The sequence below is a fragment of the Sphingopyxis lindanitolerans genome (genome assembly GCF_002993885.1).
In the GTDB taxonomy this organism is placed as follows: Bacteria; Pseudomonadota; Alphaproteobacteria; order Sphingomonadales; family Sphingomonadaceae; genus Sphingopyxis; species Sphingopyxis lindanitolerans.
Map to the genome: position 1 here is coordinate 797,885 of NZ_CM009578.1, position 22,248 is coordinate 820,132.

General features: G+C 66.4%; 22 protein-coding genes and 1 tRNA gene. 16 read left to right on the forward strand and 7 right to left on the reverse strand.

Annotated elements, in window-relative coordinates; all coding sequences use genetic code 11:
- The first annotated feature begins 18 nt into the window (after positions 1 to 18).
- Together CVO77_RS03810 and CVO77_RS03815 are read left to right on the forward strand one after the other, a co-directional pair.
- Positions 19 to 756 (forward strand): glutaredoxin family protein, encoded by a 738-nt coding sequence (locus CVO77_RS03810; RefSeq protein ID WP_105997966.1) that lies wholly within the window; start codon positions 19 to 21, stop codon positions 754 to 756.
- Positions 757 to 811: 55 nt separating this feature from the next.
- Positions 812 to 2,383, forward strand: a complete 1,572-nt coding sequence (locus CVO77_RS03815) for an alkaline phosphatase D family protein (protein WP_105997967.1) — start codon at positions 812 to 814, stop codon at positions 2,381 to 2,383.
- Between the two features lie 163 nt (positions 2,384 to 2,546).
- Here CVO77_RS03815 and CVO77_RS03820 read toward each other — a convergent pair whose 3' ends face one another.
- The 3 genes from CVO77_RS03820 to mutL form a co-directional block, all read right to left on the reverse strand.
- The gene (locus CVO77_RS03820; RefSeq protein WP_242446087.1) at positions 2,547 to 3,080 is read right to left on the reverse strand and encodes a hypothetical protein; all 534 of its coding nucleotides are present in this window, start codon (positions 3,078 to 3,080) and stop codon (positions 2,547 to 2,549) included.
- A 116-nt stretch (positions 3,081 to 3,196) separates the two neighbouring features.
- Positions 3,197 to 3,574: a hypothetical protein gene (locus CVO77_RS03825; protein ID WP_242446088.1), complete on the reverse strand. Its 378-nt coding sequence runs from the start codon at positions 3,572 to 3,574 to the stop codon at positions 3,197 to 3,199.
- 99 nt (positions 3,575 to 3,673) lie between these two features.
- Positions 3,674 to 5,488 (reverse strand): DNA mismatch repair endonuclease MutL, encoded by a 1,815-nt coding sequence (mutL, locus tag CVO77_RS03830; RefSeq protein WP_105997968.1) that lies wholly within the window; start codon positions 5,486 to 5,488, stop codon positions 3,674 to 3,676.
- A gap of 195 nt (positions 5,489 to 5,683) precedes the next feature.
- Here mutL and CVO77_RS03835 point away from each other — a divergent pair, with 195 nt between their 5' ends.
- From CVO77_RS03835 to CVO77_RS03880, 9 genes are all read left to right on the forward strand, one after another.
- Positions 5,684 to 6,730: a rod shape-determining protein gene (locus tag CVO77_RS03835; protein ID WP_105997969.1), complete on the forward strand. Its 1,047-nt coding sequence runs from the start codon at positions 5,684 to 5,686 to the stop codon at positions 6,728 to 6,730.
- Positions 6,731 to 6,747: 17 nt separating this feature from the next.
- A complete protein-coding gene (mreC, locus tag CVO77_RS03840) occupies positions 6,748 to 7,650 on the forward strand; it encodes a rod shape-determining protein MreC (protein WP_105997970.1) in 903 nt (300 codons plus the stop codon).
- Positions 7,647 to 8,168, forward strand: a complete 522-nt coding sequence (locus CVO77_RS03845) for a rod shape-determining protein MreD (protein WP_105997971.1) — start codon at positions 7,647 to 7,649, stop codon at positions 8,166 to 8,168. The genes mreC and CVO77_RS03845 overlap by 4 nt, the downstream gene beginning before the upstream one ends.
- Positions 8,169 to 8,440: 272 nt before the next feature.
- Positions 8,441 to 10,354 (forward strand): penicillin-binding protein 2, encoded by a 1,914-nt coding sequence (mrdA, locus tag CVO77_RS03855; protein WP_105997972.1) that lies wholly within the window; start codon positions 8,441 to 8,443, stop codon positions 10,352 to 10,354.
- On the forward strand, positions 10,351 to 11,457 hold the full coding sequence (gene rodA / locus CVO77_RS03860; protein WP_105997973.1) for a rod shape-determining protein RodA: 1,107 nt from the start codon (positions 10,351 to 10,353) through the stop codon (positions 11,455 to 11,457). The genes mrdA and rodA overlap by 4 nt, the downstream gene beginning before the upstream one ends.
- 214 nt (positions 11,458 to 11,671) lie before the next feature.
- A tRNA-Lys gene (locus tag CVO77_RS03865) sits at positions 11,672 to 11,747 on the forward strand.
- A 267-nt stretch (positions 11,748 to 12,014) separates the two neighbouring features.
- Complete coding sequence (locus tag CVO77_RS03870) at positions 12,015 to 12,695, forward strand: hypothetical protein (RefSeq protein WP_105997974.1); 681 nt, start codon at positions 12,015 to 12,017, stop codon at positions 12,693 to 12,695.
- Between the two features lie 28 nt (positions 12,696 to 12,723).
- Positions 12,724 to 13,689 carry a TPM domain-containing protein gene (locus tag CVO77_RS03875; RefSeq protein ID WP_105997975.1) on the forward strand — a complete coding sequence of 322 codons (966 nt, stop codon included), beginning with the start codon at positions 12,724 to 12,726 and terminating at the stop codon, positions 13,687 to 13,689.
- Entirely contained in the window at positions 13,686 to 14,579 is an 894-nt protein-coding gene (locus CVO77_RS03880) for a hypothetical protein (protein WP_105997976.1), read from the forward strand. The genes CVO77_RS03875 and CVO77_RS03880 overlap by 4 nt, the downstream gene beginning before the upstream one ends.
- 2 nt (positions 14,580 to 14,581) lie before the next feature.
- Here CVO77_RS03880 and CVO77_RS03885 read toward each other — a convergent pair whose 3' ends face one another.
- Together CVO77_RS03885 and CVO77_RS03890 are read right to left on the reverse strand one after the other, a co-directional pair.
- Positions 14,582 to 15,028, reverse strand: coding sequence for a hypothetical protein (locus CVO77_RS03885; RefSeq protein WP_146130818.1), 447 nt, complete (start codon positions 15,026 to 15,028; stop codon positions 14,582 to 14,584).
- A 114-nt stretch (positions 15,029 to 15,142) separates the two neighbouring features.
- Positions 15,143 to 16,099, reverse strand: a complete 957-nt coding sequence (locus CVO77_RS03890) for an AraC family transcriptional regulator (protein ID WP_105997978.1) — start codon at positions 16,097 to 16,099, stop codon at positions 15,143 to 15,145.
- A 328-nt stretch (positions 16,100 to 16,427) separates the two neighbouring features.
- Between CVO77_RS03890 and CVO77_RS03895 the strand changes: the two genes are divergently transcribed.
- Together CVO77_RS03895 and CVO77_RS03900 are read left to right on the forward strand one after the other, a co-directional pair.
- Positions 16,428 to 17,720 carry a lysozyme inhibitor LprI family protein gene (locus CVO77_RS03895; protein WP_105997979.1) on the forward strand — a complete coding sequence of 431 codons (1,293 nt, stop codon included), beginning with the start codon at positions 16,428 to 16,430 and terminating at the stop codon, positions 17,718 to 17,720.
- Positions 17,717 to 18,205: a hypothetical protein gene (locus tag CVO77_RS03900; protein ID WP_105997980.1), complete on the forward strand. Its 489-nt coding sequence runs from the start codon at positions 17,717 to 17,719 to the stop codon at positions 18,203 to 18,205. Before CVO77_RS03895 ends, CVO77_RS03900 begins: the two co-directional genes overlap by 4 nt.
- A 146-nt stretch (positions 18,206 to 18,351) precedes the next feature.
- Here CVO77_RS03900 and CVO77_RS03905 read toward each other — a convergent pair whose 3' ends face one another.
- On the reverse strand, positions 18,352 to 19,581 hold the full coding sequence (locus CVO77_RS03905) for a cytochrome P450 (protein ID WP_105997981.1): 1,230 nt from the start codon (positions 19,579 to 19,581) through the stop codon (positions 18,352 to 18,354).
- A gap of 143 nt (positions 19,582 to 19,724) precedes the next feature.
- On the opposite strand from CVO77_RS03905, the gene CVO77_RS03910 reads away from it, so the two are divergent.
- From CVO77_RS03910 to CVO77_RS03920, 3 genes are all read left to right on the forward strand, one after another.
- Positions 19,725 to 20,324, forward strand: coding sequence for a TetR/AcrR family transcriptional regulator (locus tag CVO77_RS03910; RefSeq protein ID WP_158257989.1), 600 nt, complete (start codon positions 19,725 to 19,727; stop codon positions 20,322 to 20,324).
- A gap of 127 nt (positions 20,325 to 20,451) precedes the next feature.
- Positions 20,452 to 20,664: a ferredoxin gene (locus CVO77_RS03915; protein WP_105997983.1), complete on the forward strand. Its 213-nt coding sequence runs from the start codon at positions 20,452 to 20,454 to the stop codon at positions 20,662 to 20,664.
- A 7-nt stretch (positions 20,665 to 20,671) separates the two neighbouring features.
- The gene (locus CVO77_RS03920; protein ID WP_105997984.1) at positions 20,672 to 20,995 is read left to right on the forward strand and encodes a 2Fe-2S iron-sulfur cluster-binding protein; all 324 of its coding nucleotides are present in this window, start codon (positions 20,672 to 20,674) and stop codon (positions 20,993 to 20,995) included.
- A gap of 23 nt (positions 20,996 to 21,018) precedes the next feature.
- On the opposite strand, the gene CVO77_RS03925 is transcribed toward CVO77_RS03920, so the two are convergent.
- The gene (locus CVO77_RS03925; RefSeq protein WP_105997985.1) at positions 21,019 to 22,233 is read right to left on the reverse strand and encodes an acyl-CoA dehydrogenase family protein; all 1,215 of its coding nucleotides are present in this window, start codon (positions 22,231 to 22,233) and stop codon (positions 21,019 to 21,021) included.
- Positions 22,234 to 22,248 lie beyond the last annotated feature (15 nt).

Sequence of the window (22,248 nt, forward strand, 5' to 3'; positions counted from 1 at the left end):
GGACCCTATATGGGGGGCATGACGAAACAGGCAATCCTCCATCGCATGGTCATGCCCGGGCACACCTGCCCCTATGGCCTCAAGGCAAAGCATCTCCTCGAACGCCGCGGTTTCGCGGTCGACGATCGCTGGCTGACGACGCGCGAGCAGACCGACGCCTTCAAGGCCGAGCAGGACGTCAAGACGACGCCGCAGACCTTCATCGACGGGGTGCGCATCGGCGGTTACGACGATTTGCGCCGCCATTTCGGGCTGAAGGTCGCTGACCCCGACGCCACCAGCTACACCCCGGTGATCGCGCTGTTCGCGATGACCGCGCTGACCGCGCTCGCGGCGAGCTTTGCGGTCGACGGCGACGCCTTCACGCTGCGCGCCGCCGAATGGTTCATCTCGTTCAGCATGATCGTGCTGGCGCTGCTGAAATTGCAGGACGTCGACAAATTCGCGACGATGTTCCTGAATTACGACCTGCTCGCGCGGCGCTGGGTGCCCTATGCGAGCATCTATCCCTTTGCCGAGGGGCTGGCGGGGGTGCTGATGACCGCGCATGCGGCGAACTGGCTGTCGATCCCGGTCGCGCTGTTCATCGGCGGCATCGGCGCGGTGTCGGTGTTCAAGGCGGTCTATATCGACAAGCGCGACATCAAATGCGCCTGCGTCGGCGGCAGCAGCAAGGTGCCGCTCGGCTTCGTCTCGCTGACCGAGAATGTCATGATGGTCGCGATGGCGCTGTGGATGGCGCGGATGTGGTTCTGACCGGATAGCTGGGCTATGCCGCTGGCGTTGAGTCGTCCTTGCCCGTGGAGCGCCCATGCTGAACCGCCGCCATTTCCTAGCCACCGCCACGCTTGCGGGCCTGTCCGCCCCCGCGATCCTGCGCGCCGAGGCAGGCTTCTTTCGCGATTTCCCGTTCAGCCTGGGGGTCGCGGCGGGCGATCCGGCGAGCGACGGCTTCGTGATCTGGACCCGCCTCGCGCCCGACGCGATGACGCCGCACGGCGGCATGCCGCTGGTCAATGTCCCGGTCGAATGGGAAGTCGCCGAGGATAGCGGCTTTCGCACCATCGCCGCCAAGGGCACCGACCTCGCGCGGCCCGAACTGGGGCATAGCGTCCATGTCGAGGTCGCGGGGCTGAAGCCCGACCGCCCCTATTATTACCGCTTCACCGCGGGCGGCGAGCGCAGCCTGCGCGGTCGCGCGCGCACCCTGCCCATGGTCGGCGCGCGCGCCGACGCGCTGAAATTCGGGGTCTGCGGCTGCCAGCATTATGAATCGGGCTTTTATGGCGCCTATCGCCACCTCGCCCGCGAGGAGCTTGCCTTCGTCTATCATTATGGCGATTTCATCTATGAATATCAGCAGGATTATCTGTTTCCCGATGGCCTGCCGGTGCGCCCGGTGCGCAAATATGCGCTGCGCGGATTGCAGGATCTGAGCGATTTTCGCACCGCCTATACGCAGACTCTGCTCGACATCGACATGCAGGCGGCGCGGTCGGTCCATGCCTTCATCTCCAGCTTCGACGATCACGAGATCCGCAACGACTGGGTGTCGGACCATGACGATTGGAAGATGGGCCTCGACGGCAACGACCCCGAGGCCGCTCCGCCCGAAATCTTCATGCTGCGCCGACAGGCGGCGTTCCAGGCGTGGTACGAGCATATGCCGGTGCGCAAGGCGCTGCTCCCCAGGGGGGGCTTCATCGCGGCGAACCGCGAACTGCGCTATGGCGACCTGATGGCGATGCAGGTGCTCGACACCCGCCAATATCGCGACAACCAGCCGTGCGGCGACGGTTTCAAGCCCGCCTGCCCCGAGGTGTTCGCAAAGGACGCCGAGGTTCTCGGCAAGGCGCAGGAGGATTGGCTCGCCAGGAATCTGGCGAAGGGCGGCGCGACGTGGAACGGCATCGCGCAGCAGGTGACGATGATGTCGCTCGACCGCCGCCGGAACGAGGACGAGCCGAAGAAGATCCTCAACCTCGACGGCTGGGCGGGTTATGAAGCGCCGCGCGAGCGCATATTGTCGCGCTTCGCGGGGCTCAAGAACGCGGTCGTGCTGACCGGCGACGAGCATCAGAATTTCTGCGGCGACCTGATCTTGAAGGACAAGGTCGTCGGCGCCGAATTCGTCGGCACCTCGATCAGCAGCGGCGGCGACGGCAGCGACCTGCGCAAGGGCACCGACGTTTTCCTGAAGCTCAATCCCGAACTCAAATTCGCCAACGACCAGCGTGGCTATATGGTCTGCGAGGTCGGCCGCGAGGCGTGGCAGACGCATTTCATGGTCGTCGACAAGGTGACGGCGCCGGTGAACACGCTGTCGAAGCGCGCGACGGGGGTCGTCGAGAATGGTGTCGCGGGGATCAAGATGTCGGCCTGAACGGCGAGCGGGACGACAGCGGCAACGACCGATGTTTTGAAAAAGGCATGTTCCCCCGCGAAGGCGGGGGGGGCCATCATCGACCGGTTCCAGATGGCGCCCACCGGAGATGGGTCCCCGCCTTCGCGGGGACACACGGAATTTTGGCGAATCTTGAGGCCGATCAGTCGCGCAGGATCGCCATCGCGTCGATCGACGCGGCGGGGGCGCTCGAAATCTGGAGCAGGTAGCGGCCGGGGGCGACGTCATATTCGACCATCTTGCGGATGCCCGAGCAGGCGGGGCCGTGGCTGTGCGCCGCCGATTTTACGAGCTTGCCGTCGCGGACGAGGTCGATCCATGCGCCCGCGCCGAGCGCGACGACCAGTCGGCCCGGCGCCTTGACCTCGATCGGCACCATGCCGCCATATTTGAAGACGTCGGCTTTGCGTTCGGGCGGCAGCCAATAACGCAGGCTTTCGGCCTTGTGCAGCGACAGGGTGGTGCGCGCGGCGCCGAGCGACGGCCAGTCGGCGGCACGCGATTCGCCATAGCCATAGATGGTCTTGCTCGACGCCGCGCGCGACCAGTTGGCAAGGTCGGGCGGGAGGACCGCGCCCGCCGCGCAGGCGGGAGCGGGCTTTGCCGGCTTGGCGGCGATCGTCGTGACGCCGATCAGGGACGTGGTCAGCAAAACCGCCGCAACATGACGCTTCATCCTATTTCCTCCCGAACAGCCTCTCGACATCGCCCATCGCCAGCTTCACCCAAGTTGCAACAGCGTTTTTGGCTTAATTGCGGGGCATCCTCTTGATTTGCTGGCGTTTGAGGGCTTTAGCTGTCGCCTTCATCGGGCAAGAATGTATCGCGTTCTAAGTTCATTGTAGCACCCTTCATTCGCGTTTCAGCACAATGCCAATGGGCGTAGATTATCTGAGTAGGTTCTGCTTCCGCATCCCCGTTCCATAAATTCCGAGCGCCAATAGACAACGCGAGACTGTCAGTCCGATCTATTCCCAATCCGCAAAACCAGCACTCAAAACTATCACCCAATAAAGCGTTAGCGAGGTTCGGCTCGGTCTCCACACGGACGAGCAGGTCTTCAAGCGTTGCTCGGTCTCGCTCTTCAAGCGCCTTATCAAAGCGCTCTATAAGTCCTGCCGAGAACAAGCGCTCGTTCAGTGTCATTCCTGAATATTTTGAATTGCTCATAAGTTTAACTTAGCTTGCGCGTGGAGTGTCTACAACGGGTCGAAAGCAGAAGCTTGCTAAGCACGGTCGCCCCACTTGTAAAATACCAAGCTAAATCATTCATTTTCTGCCAAAAAGTTTCTCAACTTGGTCCATCGCCAGCTTCACCCACGTCGGCCGCCCATGGTTGCACTGGCCCGAATGCGGCGTCACCTCCATCTGGCGGAGCAGCGCGTTCATTTCGGCGACGTTGAGCGTGCGCCCGGCGCGCACCGAGCCGTGGCAGGCCATCGTCGCGGCGACCAGTTCGAGCTTTTCGTTGAGGCCGAGCGCGGCGTCGTAGCCCGCGAGGTCGTCGGCGATGTCGGTGACGAGTTTGTGGCAGTCGATCGCCCCCAGCATCGCCGGGGTCGCGCGCACCATCACCGCGGCGGGGCCGAAGCGTTCGAGTTCGACGCCGAGCGCGGCAAGCTGCGGCGCCGCGGCTTCGAGCCGGTCGCACGCAGGCTCGTCGAGTTCGACGATCTCGGGAAGCAGCAGGCCTTGCGAGGGAACCGCCTGCCCGCCCATGCCGCGGCGGAGTTGTTCGAGCACCAGCCGTTCGTGGGCGGCGTGCTGGTCGACGATGACGAGCCCGTCCTCGGCCTCGGCGACGATATAGGTTTTGGCGATCTGCCCGCGCGCGATGCCGAGCGGATGCTCGTCGGCCTGGGGCGGCGCGATTTCGGCGACCTCGGCGCGGCCCGCGAGCGGCGCGGCTGAGGCGAAGGGGACGAGCCGGTCGTAGACGCGCGCGACCGCTTCGTTGGCCGGCGGCAGGTCGGTGCCGAACAGGTGGATTGCGGGTTCGGTGCGGCGGCCGAAGAGGAAGCCGGTCGCGGGCTCGGGCGGCGGCGCCGGTTCCTGCTGCCACGCCGCCAGCGCCGCGGCGGCGGGGCGCTGGACGCTGCGAAAACCCTGTTCGTCGAGCGCGCGGCGGAGGCCGCCGACGATCATCCCGCGAACGAGTTGCGGATCGCGAAAGCGCACTTCGGTCTTGGCGGGGTGGACGTTGACGTCGACTTCGCTCGTCGGAACGTCGAGGAACAGCGCGACGACCGGGTGACGATCGCGCGCGAGCAGATCGGCATAGGCGCCGCGCAAGGCCCCGACGAGCAGCCGGTCCTTCACCGGACGGCCGTTGACGAAGAGATATTGATGATCGGCAATGCCGCGATTGTAGGTCGGCAGGCTGACGACGCCGCCCAGATGCACCTCGCCGCGGTCGACATCGACGCCGATGCTGTTCGCGGCGAGATCGCGGCTGGTGAGCGCCGCGACGCGCGTCAGCCGGTCCTGCCCGCCCTGCACGTCGAGGACGCGGCGCCCATCATGCTCGACGGTGAAGCCGACATCGGGGCGCGCCATCGCAAGCCGCTTCACGACGTCGAGGCACGCGGCATATTCGCTGCGGGCGCTGCGCAGGAATTTGCGGCGGGCGGGGACGCGCGCGAACAGATCCTCGACGCAGACGCGGGTGCCTTTGGCGAGCGCCGCGGGCCCCTCGGCCGCGAGCGCGCCATTGTCGACGACGCGCCGCCAGCCGTCGCCGTCCGGCATCCGGCTTTCGAGCGTCAGCCGCGCGACGCTGGCGATCGAGGGCAAGGCTTCGCCGCGAAAGCCGAGCGTCGTGACATCCTCGATCGCGTCGCCCTGGAGCTTCGACGTCGCATGGCGTTCGAGCGCGAGCGCCATGTCGGCGGCGGTCATGCCGCAGCCGTCATCCTCGACCTCGAGCCGCGAAATCCCGCCTTCGGCGATTCGCACCGCAATGCGAGTCGAACCCGCATCGATGGCGTTTTCAACCAGTTCTTTCAGCGCTGCGGCGGGTCTTTCGACCACTTCACCGGCTGCGATCCGATTTACGAGCTTTTCCGGCAGGCGACGTATTGACATGGGGCCTCTCGTAGCGCAGTCGGACGCAAATCGCGACCCACCCGCACAGCCTGATCGTTTTGTCCAGCCAGCCCCCCGTGGACGAGCCGGAATCTCCCCCTGATTGTAGCTGTCGCCGGCCCGGGGCGCACGGGTGAAATCACGACAGGGGCGTGTCCATCAGGGACGCGGCTTCGATGGCAGGAAGCAGTATCGATGTCCTTCTTTTCTCGCTGGTTCAAATTCAATTCCCAAGACATGGCAATCGACCTCGGCACCGCGAACACGGTCGTCTATGTGCGCGGCAAGGGGATCGTGCTCAACGAGCCTTCGGTCGTCGCGGTCGAGACGCTCAACGGCATCAAGCGGGTCAAGGCGGTCGGCGACGACGCCAAGCTGATGATGGGCAAGACCCCCGACAGCATCGAGGCGATCCGCCCGCTGCGCGACGGCGTCATCGCCGACATCGACGTCGCCGAGCAGATGATCAAGCATTTCATCACCAAGGTCCACGGCGGCAAGCCCAATGCGTTCCGCAGCCCCGAAATCGTGATCTGCGTCCCCTCGGGCTCGACCAGCGTCGAGCGCCGCGCGATCCGCGACGCCGCGTCGAACGCGGGCGCCAGCGAAGTGTGGCTGATCGAGGAGCCGATGGCGGCCGCGATCGGCGCCGACATGCCGGTCACCGAACCGATCGGGTCGATGGTCGTCGACATCGGCGGCGGCACCACCGAAGTCGCGGTGCTGTCGCTCCGAGGCCTTGCCTACACCACCTCGGTCCGCGCGGGCGGCGACAAGATGGACGAATCGATCGTCTCCTATGTCCGCCGTCACCACAATCTCCTGATCGGCGAAGCGACCGCCGAGCGGATCAAGAAGGATTTCGGGATCGCGCGCATCCCCGCCGACGGCGTCGGCCTGACCATCCACATCAAGGGCCGCGACCTCGTCAACGGCGTGCCCAAGGAAATCTCGATCAACCAGGCGCAGATCGCCGAGGCGCTGTCCGAACCGATCGGCACGATCGTCGAGGGCGTGCGGATCGCGCTCGAGAACACCGCGCCCGAACTCGCGGCCGACATCGTCGACCAGGGCATCGTCCTGACCGGCGGCGGCGCGCTGATCGCCGAACTCGACGAACTGCTGCGCGACGCGACCGGCCTGCCGGTCACGGTGGCCGAGGATCCGCTGACCTGCGTTGCGATCGGCACCGGCCGCGCGATGGAGGATCCGGCCTTCCGCGGCGTGTTGCAGCAAGCCTGATCGGCTAGGCTCGCACCATGGTCCGCCCGGCACATCGGCGTCCGGGGCAATCCCGCAAGGCCCAGTACAGCCTGTTCGCTGCCTATGTCATCGCGGTGACGGGGGCGGTGGCGGGCCTGTTGCTGGCGCTGCTGTCGGTCGTCGATCCCATCGGTTTCGCCCAGCTTCGCATCGCGAGCCAGGAAGTGGCCGCGCCGATCGCGCGCGCCAGCCGCTCGGCGATCGGATCGATCTCGGGCGTCGATGACGCGGTGTCGGCCTATGTCGGCGCGGGGTCGCAGAACCGGCGGCTGCGCAAGGAGCTTGCCATCACGCGGCGCCAGCTCGTCGCGACCAGCTCGCTCCAGGAGGAGAATCGCCAGCTCAGGGCGCTGCTCAAATTGCAGCAGACCGACAAGAGCGCGATCGCCAACGGCTATCTCCTCACCTCGACCTCGACGAGCAGCAAGCGCATCGCGCTGCTCAGCATCGGCCGCAACGTCGGCATCGCCGCGGGACAGCCGGTGCGCGGCGCCGACGGACTGATCGGCCGCGTGCTGAGTTCGGGGCCTTCGGTGTCGCAGGTGCTGCTGCTCACCGATGTCGACAATATCGTCCCGGTCCGCCGCGCGCGCGACGGCCTGCCCGCGCTCGCCTATGGCCGCGGCAACGGCGACCTCGACATTCGCACGCTCAACATCGCGAACAATCCTTTCAAGCCCGGCGACATCCTGGTCACCTCGGGAACCGGCGGCCTCTATCCGCCGAACATCCCGGTCGCGATCGTCGCGCGGCGCCAGGACGACGGCGCCCTCGCCCGCCCGCTCGCCGACCCGGCAAAGGTCGATGCGGTGGCGGTGCTGCGCGCCTATACGCCCGACAATATCGAAGCGCAGGCGGTGCCCGCCCCCGCCCCCGTCCCGTCCGCGAAGGCGCCATGAACCCGCGCGGGCCGCGCCTCGGCGAACCGGCGTCGCTGTGGCGGATGCGCATCGTTCCGGTCGCGACCGTATTGTTCGCATCGGCGCTGCCGCTGATGCTGCCGCTCGTCGCCAGTTCGCCGGTGCTGCCGCCGCTCGGGCTGCTGTTCTTCCTGAGCTGGCAGCTCCTCCGCACCGAGATGTGGCCGGTGTGGATCGGCCTGCCGCTGGGATTGTGGGACGATCTGTTCAGCGGCGCGCCGATCGGCACCGCGATCGGGCTGTGGACGATCGCGAGCATCGCCATCGCCTATATCTCGCAGCGCATCTATTGGCGCGGCTTTCTGCACGATTGGGCGATCGGCGCCTTGCTCGTCGCCGCCATCCAGGCAATCGCCGCGCTGATCACCCACCCCCACGCCGCGTCCGGCCACGTCCTTGGCCTCGTGGTGCCGCAAATCATCGTTTCGGTCCTGCTCATGCCGCTGATCCTGCGGCTGACCGGCCGATTTGACAATTTCCGTCTCAGGCGAAGATAATCGAGGACCAGGACCAGCTGGTTATGCGCTCGAGGTTTGAAGCGATTTTGTTCAGGGCAAGAAAGCGGGACGCAGGCATATGAAAATATTCCAAGGCGCGCTGACGCAGCCATGGACAAAATCGGTCAAATCCCGCAGGAACGTCGAAATGGCTTCGATCTCGGGCCCGCGCGGCCTTGCAGATGGAACCACCATCCGCGGCGGCCGCACGAGCCCGATCCCTTCGCCATTTCGACGCCTCGAACGCATAACCAACTGGTCCTGACCCTCCCATGTTCGGCAAGAAAAGCCCGCCCATCACCGAAGCCTGGAGAGGCATCACCTTCACCCGCCGGGCGATCGTCGTCGGCGGCGCGCAGGCGGCGCTGTTCGGCGCGCTCGCGGTGCGCATGGGCTATATCTCGATCATCGACAATGAACGCTATGTCCTGGAATCGGAAAGCAATCGCGTCAATCTGACGCTCATCCCGCCGCGCCGCGGCTGGATCGTCGACCGGCAGGGCAAGGCGCTGGCGAACAACCGCGTGTCCTTGCGCGTCGACATCATTCCCGACCGCCTCCACAACAAGGATCTGGTGCTCGGTCAGCTCCGGACGATGCTCCGCCTCGACGGCGATGCGATGCAGCGGATCGAGCGCGACCTGAAGGCCGCGTCGGGATTTCAGCCGGTCGCGATCGCGGAGGACGTCACCGAACAGGATTATGCCTCGGTGCTCGTCCACCTGCCCGAATTGCCCGGCGTCGCGCCGGCGCGCGGCTTTGCCCGCTATTATCCCACCGGCGCGGCGGTCGGCCACCTCGTCGGCTATGTCGGGGCGCCGTCGGCCGAGGAATATCAGGAGGCGAAAGACCCGATCTACATCACCCCCGGCTTCAAGATCGGCAAGCAGGCGATCGAGAAATATTTCGAGCCGGTGCTGCGCGGCAAGCCCGGCGCGAAGCGCGTCGAGGTCACCGCGCGCGGCAAGGTGGTGCGCGACCTGTCGACCCAGCCCGACGTGCAGGGCAAGACGGTTCACCTGACCATCGACGCCGATCTGCAACATTATGCCGCGCGGCGCATCGGCCCCGAATCGGGTTCGGTCGTGGTGATCGATTGCCTGACCGGCGACCTGTTGGCGATGGCGTCGATGCCGAGCTTCGACCCGAACAGCTTTTCGAGCGGGATCGGCGTCGCCGAATATAAATGGCTCAGCCAGAACGACCATGTGCCGCTGCGCAACAAGACGCTGAGCGGCCTTTATCCGCCCGGATCGACCGTCAAGCCGATGGTCGCGATGAGCTTTCTCGAAGCCGGCCTGTCGCCCGAGGCGACCACCTTTTGCGGCGGGGGCCTGCGCGTCGGCAACCGCGTCTTCCACTGCTGGAACCGGCGCGGTCACGGCCAGGTCAATATGTCGAAAGGCATTTACCAGAGCTGCGACGTCTATTTCTATCACTTCGCGCAGCAGATGGGGATGGACGTCATCGCAGCGATGGCGAAGCGGCTGGGCATGGGCGAGAAATTCGCCCTTCCCGTCCCCAGCCAGAGCTTTGGCACCGTGCCGAGCCCCGAGTGGAAGATGAAGAAATATGATCGCCCCTGGGCGATTTCGGACACGGTGAACGCGACCATCGGCCAGGGCTATATGCTCGCCAACCCGACCCAGCTTGCGGTGATGGCGTCGCGGCTGGCGACGGGCAATGTCGTGATGCCGCATCTGACGATGGCCGCGAACCGCCCCGCGATGCAGTCGCTCGGCTTTTCCGCCGATCATATCGGTATCGTGCGCGAGGCGATGAACCAGGTCGTCAACGGCGCCGGCACCGCGGGCCGCGCCCGGCTGCCGATCGAGGACGTCAAGATGGCGGGCAAAACGGGCACCGCGCAGGTCGTTAGCCTGAGCGTCGGCGGCGGCAAGGGCGGTTTGTGGAAGCATCGCGACCACGGCCTGTTCATCGCCTTCGCGCCGTTCGACGCGCCGCGCTATGCCGCCGCGGTCGTGATCGAGCATGGCGGCGGGTCGGGCGCCGCCTATCCGATCGCGCGCGACGTGATGACCTTCCTCTTCGACCGCGACAAGGCGATGGAAGCGCTCACCGGGTTCGAGACCGGCTGGGGCGGCACGATCGAGGAGCGCATGGCGCGCGACTTTGCCATCTGGAAGGCGGGCGCCGCCCGCCCCGCGCCCGAGGACGCGGCATGATCCCCGTCCCGCCCGCGATCCAGCGCGTCCCGTGGAAACTGATCGCGCTGCTGTCCGCCATCGCGGGCTTCGGGCTGCTGATCCTCTATTCGGCGGCCGGCGGCAGCTGGTCGCCCTGGGCGTGGCAACAGGGGGTGCGCTTCCTCGTCTTTCTGGGCGCCATGCTCGTCATCGGCCGGTTCCCGCTGCGATTGTTCGAGGATTTCGCCTATTTCGGCTATCTCGCGGTGCTGTTGCTGCTGTTCGCGGTCGAATTGCTCGGTTTCGTCGGCAAGGGCAGCCAGCGCTGGCTCGACCTCGGCTTCATGAATTTTCAGCCGTCCGAATTGATGAAGGTCGCCATCGTCCTCGCGCTGGCGCGTTTCTATGCCCAACTGCCGCCCGCGAGCACGCGGACATGGACCGCGCTGTGGCCGGCGGCGCTGATGATCGGGCTTCCCGCCGCGCTGGTGATGCTCCAGCCCGACCTCGGCACCGCGCTGTCGATCTGCATCGGCGGGGTGGTGGTGATGTTCGTCGCGGGCCTGCCGCTCTGGTGGTTCGGCAGCGCGGCCGCCGCGGGCGCCGCGGCGCTGCCCATCCTCTTCTCGATGCTCCACGATTATCAGCAGAAGCGTGTGCTGATCTTCCTCGACCCCGAAAGCGACCCGCTCGGCGCGGGCTATCATATCAGCCAGTCCAAGATCGCCATCGGATCGGGCGGGATCGGCGGCAAGGGATTCCTCAACGGGTCGCAAAGCCACCTCGACTATCTGCCCGAGGGGCATACCGACTTCATCTTTGCGACGATGGCCGAGGAATGGGGCCTGATCGGCGGGCTTGGGCTGCTCTTCGCCTTCTTCCTGCTGCTGCGCTGGGGCACCCGCGTCGCGCTGCGCGCCCGCACACGGTTCGGCCAGCTCGTCGCCGCGGGCCTGACGATGACGATCTTCTTCTATATCGCGATCAACCTGTCGATGGTGATGGGCCTGGCGCCGGTCGTCGGCATCCCGCTGCCGCTCTTTTCCTATGGCGGATCGTCGATGCTGACGATCATGACCTGTATCGGCATCATCCTGGCGGTCGAAAACGACAGCAAGACCGGCACCCGTCGCTTTCATTGAGGCGCCATCCGGGCCGGAGCGAAGGCCCGCCCGGCTGACCGATCGGGCGCCCGAGCCCCCATCATAACCCACCTCGCTTCGCGACAATTTGGCCGCGGCGGCAAAAATATCGGCAAAGACCATTGCCATGCCGGAATGAGCATGATAGCGGGCCGCTCTCTTCGCAGCACAAGGTTCCCCGGAACCGCTGAGAAGACCGCCGCAAACCGGCAGTGGACGCATAGCTCAGTTGGTAGAGCAGCTGACTCTTAATCAGCGGGTCCTAGGTTCGAGCCCTAGTGCGTCCACCATTTTTCAATGACTTATGTGAAATCATCCGATGTCGTTCCGACACCGGGCGATGCCCATTTCGACAAGGCGCCGGAGGTGCGAATGCTGTTCTGCCCTTTGGATGAAGGCCGGCCGCCCGGTCGCGGCCAGTGCCGCAAAGTCCCATGTCTGTTCCGCATGGTCCACGACACCGCCCGATCGGGCGTTCATGGTCGGCGCAGCCACCAGACCATGGTGTGCGGGGGCGCTGCGAGCAAGCGGTGCGCCGGACAGATTGGGAGATTAAGATGCACGCCGACCCGTATCGAAAAGCAGCCGGTCGAGGGCGAGCGCGGAGCCTCGCGATCGCCCTGAGCCTGACGCTCGGCGGGTGCGGGGGCGCGCCGGCCGACGCTACGCTTCCCGCCGACAGGAGCGAGAGCGCCGCGCTGTGCTATGGCGCGACGATGGCGCTCGCCAAGGAGCGTATCGGGTCGGGCTCGGTTCCGGTCGACGATGCCGGCCAGGCGCTGCATTTCGCCCTGCTCGGCGGGTCGCCGGACGGCCTTGGCGATCCGGCGAAGTTCGAGCAGATCGCCTCGCGCGGCGCGACGCTGCAACACAAGTTCGTGGCCGACAAGAATGCGGCAAGCTATACCGCCCCCTGCGCCAAGGCCTTTCCCGAGACGCAAGCGGGCGCGTTCAAGGCGCTGCCCCCCGACGTCCGCGACACCCGCATCATGTGCTATACGCTGTCGACCGTGCTGCTCCAGATATTCGCCCAGAGCGAGATCGCGCCCGACCCGCGCGCCGCGACCTATGTCAAACTCAACGGCGCACTCGAACGATTGGTGAACAGCGAAGTCTATCCCGCCGAGGACGACGAGCATGTCGGTGAAATCGCGATGCGCGCGCTGGCAAAGGCGGTGCGGCTGGGGCCACCGATCGCGGTGTTGAACGCATGCAGCGATCGCTATCTGAAACGCTGATGACGCGGCGCGTGGCGGGGATGCCCGCATGACCTATGCGACGGTCTATGACATCGCGAACGACAGCGTGGGCTTGCAGTTCCCGCTGATCGGTCTGGGACTGATCCTGATCGGCGCGGTGATGAAATGGGGGTTCGGAAAATCGGGCTGGAGCAGCTATCCCATCATCGTGATCGGCGTCTTCACGATCCTCGCGTCGGGCGCGGTGCCGTGGTGGGACTATCGCCGCGTCACGCAGGCGGTGGCGAGGGGCGAGGCGAAGCAGGTCGAAGGACCGATCCACGATTGGCGCATGGCGCGCGCACGCGGCAAGCGCCGGAGCACGGGCGCCACTTTTTATAGTCATTACGAGCGTTTTTCGGTCGGCGACGTCGATTTCGATGTCAATTGGGGGGCGCTGGAAGCGGGCTTCGCCAACCGCGGCAGCACCGAGGAGAAGCCGACGGTTCGCCTGGCGAACGGCATACCCGCGCGCATCTGGTATCTGCCGATCGACGGCCCCGGCAAGCCGCCGCGCATCACGCGCATCGATCTAGGCACGGTCGGCTGGGCCGATGAGGTGCAACAGGATGATGCCGGTATCGCTTTCCGGCTCGCGCAAGGTCACATCGCCGACGAAGCCAAATTGCTGCCCGATGACCGCAAAATGGCGATCGGCCTCCTGATCTATACCTTCGAGCAGAATAGTGGACACCGGCTTGTCGTCGTCACGACGCCGTCGCTCGGCGGGACCGACATTGCGCGCTTCGCGGCCGAAATCGCCGATCGCCGTGGCATGAAGGGCAACGGCATCCTGCTGCTGGTCGCGCCGAACGAGCGGCAGGCGCGGATCGCGGTCGGGCGCGACCTTACGGCCCGCCTGCCCGACGCCGCCGCGCAGGCGATATTGGACAGGGCGGTCCTGCCGCGGTTCCGGCGCGGCGATGTCCCCGGCGGGATCGAGGCGGGCGTGGAGAGGATCATCGCCAGGGTGGCGGGCCCGGAGACCCCGTGAACCGGGTCCTGAACCCACCGGTGATCGTCGCCGCGCTGTTGCTGCTGCTGGCCGGCGCCGCGTCGCTCGGCTGGCTCTGGCTGCGCGACGGCCGGGCCGCGCCCACCGCTATCATCATCCTGTTTCTGCCCATTGCCCTGCTGCTGGCTGGCATGCTGGCGGGCGGGAGCAGCCGCACGCAGATCGGCATTTCCGCCTGGGCGATCACGATGTTCGCGGCGATGATTCCGGCCTATTATGTGCTGCAAAGCGGCCCCGCGAACTGGTTCGTGCAATGGCGGTTCATGGTGGGTTACGGGCTGTTCTTTGTGGTCGTCCTGCCCGTCTTCATGCTCTGGCTGGCGAGTTGGACCGCATGGGTGCCGCCCGCGCCCGGCGCCATGCCGATCGCCGAGCATCGGCTGAAACGTCGCGTCCAGTCGCTGGCCGACGCGGGGCTGAAGCTGCGGATCGAGCGGCCGACGGGCCAGCCCGACCGGATGCTCGTCACCCGCGACTTTCGCGACGACAAGCGGACGGTCGGGGTGCGGCTGACCTTCGTATCGGGGGGGCATTGCGTGCTGGTGCGCGAGGTGTCGCTGATCCGCGGCGACAAGCCGATGAATGCCAGCGAGGCGCAGATGCGAAGCGGCCCGCGACAGCGCGACGGCACCCACCCGGATGCCGACCTGATCTATGACGCCAGCCTGACGGTGACGCCGCCGAGCGAGGCCATCCGGCGCCAGATGACGCTGCGCATCACCGACGATCGCGTCGAGATCGCATCGGGCCAGGACATCGCGGCGGCGCCCGGCAATCTGGCGCATCTGCTGACCGAACTGGTTCACCAGTCGGGATGGGGCTGGCAGGGCGTTTTCGCCGACTGGCAGGGGCGCTGCAACAGAAACTGATGCTAATCCGAAGCAATGCGTCCCAGGATATGCGCAGAGCGAATGCGATCGATCACCACCACATGGTCGGCCACCCCCATATGGCCGTAACGGCCCGCATCGCGCGATCGCCTGCCATCGAACTCGATGGCGACCGCGACCGTGCCGCCCATCCGGTCCATTTCGGCGCGCAGGGTTGGGTCCACGGCGACATCCGGCGCAAAATCGACCCATACGGCATTGCCATATCGATCCGGTCCGTTCGGCACGGCCTCTGCCCCGGCAAGAAAGCTCGACCGCTCGAAGCCCGATAGCCACACGCCGCGCATCCGCTCCGTTGGCGACAAGGCGATGCAACGGGCGTAGTCGAACCTGCTGCAATCCGCGCTCGGCGCCCGCTCCGCCGTTCCGGTCGGCTTGTCCTGCGCGGTCGTGCCGTCGCTGGCCGAACATCCCGCGATCGCCAGCATCGCTCCGATCACCCACCGTATCGCCATTCGCCCGCCTCCGCATCGTTCCGATGCCTGCGAGACTGCCCCAGCCAGCCGTGGTTCGCAAACCAACCGCTCGCCAGGGTCCTGACCCTAGCGATTGACGCTCCGCAAATCCGACGGCGTCATCCCGAAGCGGCGGCGGAAAGTGCGGTTGAAATAAGAGAGGTCGCCGAAGCCGCAGCCATAGGCCACCTCCGCGATCGTTCCCGGCGTCTGCCCCGGATGCAGCAGCAGGCGGTGCGCCCGGTCGAGCCGCAGGCCGAGGACGACGGCGGAAAAGCTGCTGCCTTCCTCCTGAAACAGGCGGCGGACATAGCGTGGGCTGATCCCGCAGCGCTGCGCCACCCCTTCCACGTCGAGTTGCGGATCGCACAGGCGGCGGGCGATCTCGGCCTTGATCGCCCTGAGCCGCGCCGCTTTCACGCCGGGCGGCGGCGGGTCGTCGGCGCCGGCCGCGGCGATGGCGCCGATCAGGTCGCGGCTATGCCCGGCGACGAGCGGCCCCGCCGCGCCCGCAGCGGCATCGGCGCGCTGCCGCAGCATATCGACATAGGCGTGGAGCAGGCCGAGCAGGTCGCTCTGTCGCGGCACGACGCGCATCGCCAGATCATCCGCTCCCGAATAGAAGGCGCGCAGGTCGTCGAGCGCGATCGCGATATTGGTGAAGCGGGTCCGGCTCTGGCAGCTTATGGCGCTGACCTCGCTGCCGCGCACGAAGATCGAGTCGCCGGACGCCAGAACATGCTCCCGCCCGCCTTGCTTGACGTCCAAGGGCGCGTCGGCGGTGATCAGATAGAGCATCTCCACCGGATCGGCGGCGATCAGGCTGCGCGTGCGCGAGACCCGCACCGGCGAGGCGAACACCGACGCATAGGCTGCGCCCGGCAACGCGCACAGCGTCCCTTCGGCGTGAAACGGCATGTCCCCGGCAGCCTCTATGTCGAGCCGCGCCATCGCCTGTCCGAAGACTTCGCGCCACATCGGCAGGCGCTCGCGAACCGGAACCGATGCGGTCGACAGTTTTTGCGACGAATAGGCCGAGTTCACGCCATCCCCCCTCCCCTGGCGTCGCGCCGCCGACGAGGACGGGCGGACGCCGAATGGCCGACCCTATAGGCCGAGTGCCGCCTGGTCCACCTCGCGTTCCGTCTGGTCCGAGACAGGAGGGCACGCGCGTGGCATCCGCTGGCGGCAGCAACGACCCACGCGGGAACGGGTGCGCCGATAGCGACCCATCGGCGCCCCTGGCGGGCGGCTCCAGAGGAAACGCGGCCGTTTCGGCCTCTCTCCACCTCTGTCCGCCCGTCCCCGTTCGGCCTGTCCATGCCCGTCGCGGCGTGGACAGGCCCTTGATCCGACGAAGCGGGAGGCAGGGATGCGATCATCGACGATGCGGGGTGCGACGGCGCTGCTGCTGGCGCTCGTCGCGGCCTGCCCGGCGAGCTTTGCGGCACCGCCGACCAGCGCGACGGCCGTCCCGGCGGGGTTCGATTGCGCCAAGGCGACGCGCCCGATCGATCGGTTCATCTGCGCCACGGCCGCCTTGCGCTGGCAGGATCTGGCGCTGTCGCGAAGCTATCGCGCGGTGCTGGGCGCGCTGACCACCCCGGCCCGCGCGGCGCTGGTGGCGCAGCAGCGCGACTGGCTGGGCGAGCGCGACCGCCGCTGCGTCGGCGATCGGACCTTCGCCGAACTGAACGATCCCGCGCCGGAGGTGCATGAACAGGCCTATGGCTGCCTGATCGCACTCTATCTCGACCGCCGCCGCGAACTGGGGGACCGCATCGCCGACCCGATCGCGACGCAGGCGGCGAGCGAAATCGACCTTCGCGCCATCGCCCGCGCCCGGCCCGAGCTTGTCGAGGATGGGCAGGTGCGGGTCGCGGCCATGCGGCTATCGCCCGATGGCCGTCATGTCGCCATCCTGTTGCCCAGCCAGGATCACGATCTTTCCGACCAATTATGGCTTTATCGGGTGGCCGACCGCAAGCTGACGCCCGTGACCCCGTCCCCCGACCGGCAGGGCCACCATTCCGCCGACGCGGTGGCGACGATCGATGCGCTGACGTGGCAGGGAAACCGGGTTTACGCGCTCGCCTCGCTGTGGGGCGACGGCGGCGACCCCGTGGACGGGTCGACCGCGGTCTATACCGCGACGGCCGACGGCAGCCAGCGCCTCGGCGCCGTGCCGGGCGCCGTCAAAGGGCATTTCGAATCGATCAATGGCGGCCTCGTGATCCGCGACGATGAACTTCCCGACGACGATGCCGCCACCGAATCCATGCGCGGCAACGCCCAATATCTCGTCTGGACGGCGGATCGCGGCCACGGCACGATCGACCTGCACATACGCGCCCGCGCGCCGGGGGCCGCGCCCTATCTCGTCGGCTGGGGCGGGTGGGACCTGGCGCAATATCTGTTCGATGCCGCCCGGTCGCGCCTCGTCTATTCCGCCGATACCGGGATCGCGCTGTTCGACATGGCGACGCGCCGCGAACGCCGCATCGCCGGCACGGCGCGCGGCGACCAGCCCTATGCCGTGTCGGCCGATCTCGGCACGCTGGCGTGGTCAACCCACAATCGCTGCGGCGATGCGTTTCTGGCCGAACCCGAAGCCGACGCGCCCGAGCGCTTTTGCCTTGCCGCGATGACCGGCGCGGCGCGATGACCGGCGGCCGCGCCCGACCGGTCGCGCGCTTCGGCTGCGGCTTGCTGCTGCTGGTGCCGGTCTGCGCCTTTGGCGGGATCATGGTGGCGAGCGCCGGCGGCGCCATCCATCCGCCGCTGGTGACGGTGGCCGCGCCCTATGTCTGCGACGGGACGGTCGAGACCCAATCGCGCAATTATTCCTACAAGCCGGGGCAACAAGGCGTTGCCCGCAATATCTTTTGCCTCGAACGGGACGGCAGCCGACGCGATATCACCTTGCGGGCGGTGGGGGCGGCCAGCCTCTATCACGGCCTGATCCTTCTCGCTGCCGCGCTGCTGCTGTGGGCCGTGGTGCGCCTGTTGAAGCCGCGACGGACCGCCGTCGACGAACAAGAGGCCCGGACCACGCGCCGCTACCTGGCCGAACGGTTGCGCGTCGATGCCGATATCGTGCGCCGTTCCGCGGAGGAATCCGACAACGACGCCGAGGGGCGGCCTCGATAACTCGCTTTGCGGGCCGCCACCGCGGACCGTCGAGGAGCATTCGTCGCCCGAGCCAAGCTCCTGCGGCAGCTTTGTCGCTTAGGACCGGTGGGCATTGGAACCGTCCCCGAAGGAGAGCCGAAAACCCTCCCCAGGTCCGCTGGGGATCATCCCCAGACGAGCGGCAGGCGTTCGACACACATCAGGCCGCCCGCCTTCACCGGAACCTCGACGTCGCCCTCGACGCGGAAAGGCGGCACGCGCTTCAGCCATTCCTCGATCGCCACGATCATCTCGCGGCGCGCCAGATGCGATCCGATGCAGCGATGCGGGCCGAACGAGAAGGCGACGTGCCGGTTGGGCGAGCGTTCGATATCGACGTCGAGCGGATTGGCGAATTCGGCGGGGTCGAGACTGGGCGCCATCGTGCTGATGGTCAGGCGGTCGCCCTTCTTGATCGCGACCCCGGCAAGTTCGGTATCCTGCGTCGCGAAGCGCGTCGTCGACACGATCGCATAGCGGCGCAGGAATTCCTCCACCGCGTCGCGGATCAGGTCCGGATTCGCGCGCAGCCGCGCCTGATCCTCGGGATGCGTCGCCAGATGCGCGAAATGCAATCCGAGCGACGCCGCGACGGTATCGAGCCCGGCGACGACGAGCAGATAATAGATTCCCATCACCTCTTCGTCGTTCAGCGGGCGGCCGTCGATCTCCGACTGGATCACGAAACCCGCCAGGTCGTCGCCGGGATCGGCGCGGCGTTTCGCGATCAGGTCGAGGAGATAGTCATAGAAGCCGCGCGCGCCCTCGACGCGCTGTTCCATCGTTTCGGAATGCAGCAATAATTGTTCATATTTCACCAGCAGGTTGAAATCGCCGTCGGGCAGTCCCATGATCTGCATGAAAATGCTGACCGGGAAGGGTTTCGCGAACGCATCGACGAATTCGCATCCCCCCTGCGCGACGACGGCATCGATCAGCGACACCGCGCGGGCGCGGACGCCCTCTTCGAGCGCCTTGATCTTGGCGGGGGAGAAGATGCCGTTCAGCAGGGTGCGGTATTTGGTGTGTTCGGGCGGGTCGAGTTCGAGCGGGATCAGCGGCCAGGATTGTCCCAGGAACATCGAAAAACCGGCAATTCCCTGACTCGAGAACAGTTCGGGATGTTGCAGGACATAGCGGACGTCCTCGCCGCGGCTGATTGTCCACGACCCGTTCGGGCGCATGAAATCGGGCGGCATGAATTGCACGCGCGGCTCGTCGTGCATCGCTGCATATTGCTGATAGGGACAGGTTTCGGGCGCAAAGCCCGGTGAGGGAGCGCGCCGCACCAACGCCATCGGCACATGATCGGGCAGGCCGATAATCGGCGCTGCATCGGTCGTCGCATTGTCCATATCACTCTCCCTGGCGGCGGATTTCGGCCCCGCCCCTTTCGCAACGCGATCGCCGCACTATGAGGTTTAAAGCCGGACTCGCATTCTGACATACAAGCTGTATGTGAAATGCTGCGAGCGGCCCGATATGTCAAGGGATGGATATGGCGAATGATGGCGGAACCCGGCGCGAACGCGCGGCCTCGACTCACGCAAAGCTGGTTTCGGCCGCGCGCGAGCTGTTCGCCGAGCGCGGCTATCACGACACCAGCACCCCCGAGGTGGTGGCACGCGCCGGGGTGACGCGCGGCGCGCTCTATCATCATTTCCGCGACAAGGAGGCATTGTTCGAAACCGTGTTTCATCAGCTCGAACGCGAATTGCGGGAGCTGTCCGCCGCCGAGGTCAGCGATCTTGCGTCCGACCGCTTTCGGCAGCTTCAGGAAGGGGTGCAATCCTTTCTGCGCGTGGTCGCGATGCGCGCCGACATCCAGCAGATCCTGCTGATCGACGCCCCCTCGGTGTTCGGCTGGCGGCGCTGGCGCGAAATGGGGGCCGATTCGATATTGGGCGACATCGGCGACGCGTTTCGCGACCTGATCCGCGACGGCGTGATCCGGCCGCAGCCTGTGCTCCCCCTCGCCCACCTGGTTCTCGCCGCGCTGACCGAGGCGTCGATGATGATCGCGCATTCGGTCGATCCCGAAGCGACGCGGATCGAGGTCAGCGACGCCTTGCGAAACCTGATCGCGGGGCTGCGCTGACCGGGAGCCGTAGCGATGGGGCTTGACCATTGCGGCTGACTTATTCACATACAGCCTGTATGTTAACTCACCCTCTCGGCAGGGACAGGCGAACCGGGCGTTTTGCGCCTCTGGAAGGAGATGGCCGTTGAAAATCATCGCGAACGCTGGATTGTGCAGCGGCCATGCGCGCTGCGCGGCGGTCAGCCCCGACATTTTCACCCTCACCGACGATGGCTATATCGGCTTTGCGGAGCGCGACGTGACCCCCGCCGAAGAAGCGCTGGCGCGGCGCGGCGTGCGCGCATGCCCCGAACGCGCGCTGACGCTGGTCGAGGATTCGGCCGCGGACATGGTGTGAGCCCCCGATGATCAAAGTCACCTATATCGAAAGCAACGGCACCGCGCACGAGGTCGATCTCGACCCCGGCCAGACCGTGATGGAAGGCGCCGTCAACGCCGGTATCGGCGGGATATGGGGCGATTGCGGTGGCGCCTGTTCGTGCGCGACCTGCCATGTTTATGTCGATCCGGCGTGGCGCGCGCTGACCGGCGAAAAGTCCGAGATGGAAGAATCGATGCTCGAATGCGCGACGGCCGAAGTCGACCCGGAAGGAAGCCGCCTGTCGTGCCAGCTCGCGGTGAGCGATGCACTCGACGGCCTGATCATCCGGCTGCCCGAAACCCAATAGGGGCGCGGCGAACGGTCGCCTTCTTAACGCCCCGCCGGCAAATCCTTGAACGCCACATCCTTGTCGACGCGGATCTCGCCCGGCAGGCCCAGCACGCGTTCGGCAATGATGTTGCGCAATATCTCGTCGGTTCCCCCGGCGATCCGCAGCCCCGGCATGCCGAGGAAGAGCGACTGGAACGCGCCGCGCATCGGGCTGATCTCGGGGTCGTCGATGATCCCATAGGCGTCGAGCATGTCGATCGCGCATTCAGCGACATTGAGCGCCTGAAGCGCCGCGACCACTTTGCCGATCGAGCTTTCGGGGCCCGGCGTTTCGCCGCGCGACAGCGCGGTCAGGCTGCGCATCCGGGTATGCTTCATGCCCTCGGTGCGGACATACCAGTCGGCGATCTTCTCGCGGAAGGCGCTGTGTGCCAGGGCCGGTTCGTCGCCGACGGTCTGTCCCCGCGCCAATTCCATGAACCGGGCATAGTCCGCGCCGCCGCCACCGCCGCCGATCGACAGGCGCTCGTTCATCAGCGTGACGAGCGAGACCTTCCAGCCATTGTCGACGGCGCCGAGCCGCTGGCCGTCGGGGATGCGAACGTCGGTAAAGAAGACCTCGTTGAACCCCGATTCGCCCGACATCTGGTTGATCGGCCGGACCTCGATCCCGGGCGATGTCATATCGACCCAGAACATGGTGAGCCCCTTGTGCTTCGGCGCGTCGCGATTGGTGCGCGTCACGACGATGCCATAGTCGCTGTAATGCGCGCCCGAGGTCCAAATCTTTTGCCCGTTGACGACCCAGTCGTCGCCGTCCGGAACCGCGCTCGTGCGCACCGCGGCAAGGTCCGATCCGGCCGCGGGTTCCGAAAAGAGTTGGCACCAGATCTCCTCGCCACGCAGCGCCGGGCCGACGAAGCGCTTCTTGGTCACCTCGTCGGCAAAGGCGATCACCGTCGGGATGCACATGCCGAGGCCGATGCCGAAAAAGCCGGTGGCGAGGCCACGGCGGCCCTCTTCCTGATTATAGATGACGTTCTGCATCGTCGTGCCGCCGGGGCCGCCCCATTCCTTGGCCCAGCTGATCTGGGCGTAACCGGCGGCGGCTTTCTTTGCCTGCCAGTCCTTGGCGGCGCGCAATTGTTCGCTGGTCGGCGCGGTCCGCGGCAGGCGATCGGGCGCGTTGGCGTCGAGCCACGCGCAAACCTGCGCGCGATAGGCAGCCTCTTCGGAGGTGTCGGAGAAATCCATGATCGTGCGTCCTCG

What these genes read in the sequence shown, in the direction of transcription:
- mutL (WP_105997968.1), bottom strand. Translation starts at nt 5,488, where the DNA reads ATGTCAATACGTCGCCTGCCGGAAAAGCTCGTAAATCGGATCGCAGCC.
- CVO77_RS03875 (WP_105997975.1), top strand. Translation starts at nt 12,724, where the DNA reads ATGACCTATGCGACGGTCTATGACATCGCGAACGACAGCGTGGGCTTG.
- CVO77_RS03905 (WP_105997981.1), bottom strand. Translation starts at nt 19,581, where the DNA reads ATGGACAATGCGACGACCGATGCAGCGCCGATTATCGGCCTGCCCGAT.
- rodA (WP_105997973.1), top strand. Translation starts at nt 10,351, where the DNA reads ATGATCCCCGTCCCGCCCGCGATCCAGCGCGTCCCGTGGAAACTGATC.
- CVO77_RS03820 (WP_242446087.1), bottom strand. Translation starts at nt 3,080, where the DNA reads ATGAAGCGTCATGTTGCGGCGGTTTTGCTGACCACGTCCCTGATCGGC.
- mreC (WP_105997970.1), top strand. Translation starts at nt 6,748, where the DNA reads ATGGTCCGCCCGGCACATCGGCGTCCGGGGCAATCCCGCAAGGCCCAG.
- CVO77_RS03810 (WP_105997966.1), top strand. Translation starts at nt 19, where the DNA reads ATGACGAAACAGGCAATCCTCCATCGCATGGTCATGCCCGGGCACACC.
- CVO77_RS03895 (WP_105997979.1), top strand. Translation starts at nt 16,428, where the DNA reads ATGCGATCATCGACGATGCGGGGTGCGACGGCGCTGCTGCTGGCGCTC.
- CVO77_RS03910 (WP_158257989.1), top strand. Translation starts at nt 19,725, where the DNA reads ATGGCGAATGATGGCGGAACCCGGCGCGAACGCGCGGCCTCGACTCAC.
- mrdA (WP_105997972.1), top strand. Translation starts at nt 8,441, where the DNA reads ATGTTCGGCAAGAAAAGCCCGCCCATCACCGAAGCCTGGAGAGGCATC.
- CVO77_RS03925 (WP_105997985.1), bottom strand. Translation starts at nt 22,233, where the DNA reads ATGGATTTCTCCGACACCTCCGAAGAGGCTGCCTATCGCGCGCAGGTT.
- CVO77_RS03835 (WP_105997969.1), top strand. Translation starts at nt 5,684, where the DNA reads ATGTCCTTCTTTTCTCGCTGGTTCAAATTCAATTCCCAAGACATGGCA.
- CVO77_RS03815 (WP_105997967.1), top strand. Translation starts at nt 812, where the DNA reads ATGCTGAACCGCCGCCATTTCCTAGCCACCGCCACGCTTGCGGGCCTG.
- CVO77_RS03825 (WP_242446088.1), bottom strand. Translation starts at nt 3,574, where the DNA reads ATGAGCAATTCAAAATATTCAGGAATGACACTGAACGAGCGCTTGTTC.
- CVO77_RS03920 (WP_105997984.1), top strand. Translation starts at nt 20,672, where the DNA reads ATGATCAAAGTCACCTATATCGAAAGCAACGGCACCGCGCACGAGGTC.
- CVO77_RS03845 (WP_105997971.1), top strand. Translation starts at nt 7,647, where the DNA reads ATGAACCCGCGCGGGCCGCGCCTCGGCGAACCGGCGTCGCTGTGGCGG.
- CVO77_RS03885 (WP_146130818.1), bottom strand. Translation starts at nt 15,028, where the DNA reads ATGCTGGCGATCGCGGGATGTTCGGCCAGCGACGGCACGACCGCGCAG.
- CVO77_RS03870 (WP_105997974.1), top strand. Translation starts at nt 12,015, where the DNA reads ATGCACGCCGACCCGTATCGAAAAGCAGCCGGTCGAGGGCGAGCGCGG.
- CVO77_RS03900 (WP_105997980.1), top strand. Translation starts at nt 17,717, where the DNA reads ATGACCGGCGGCCGCGCCCGACCGGTCGCGCGCTTCGGCTGCGGCTTG.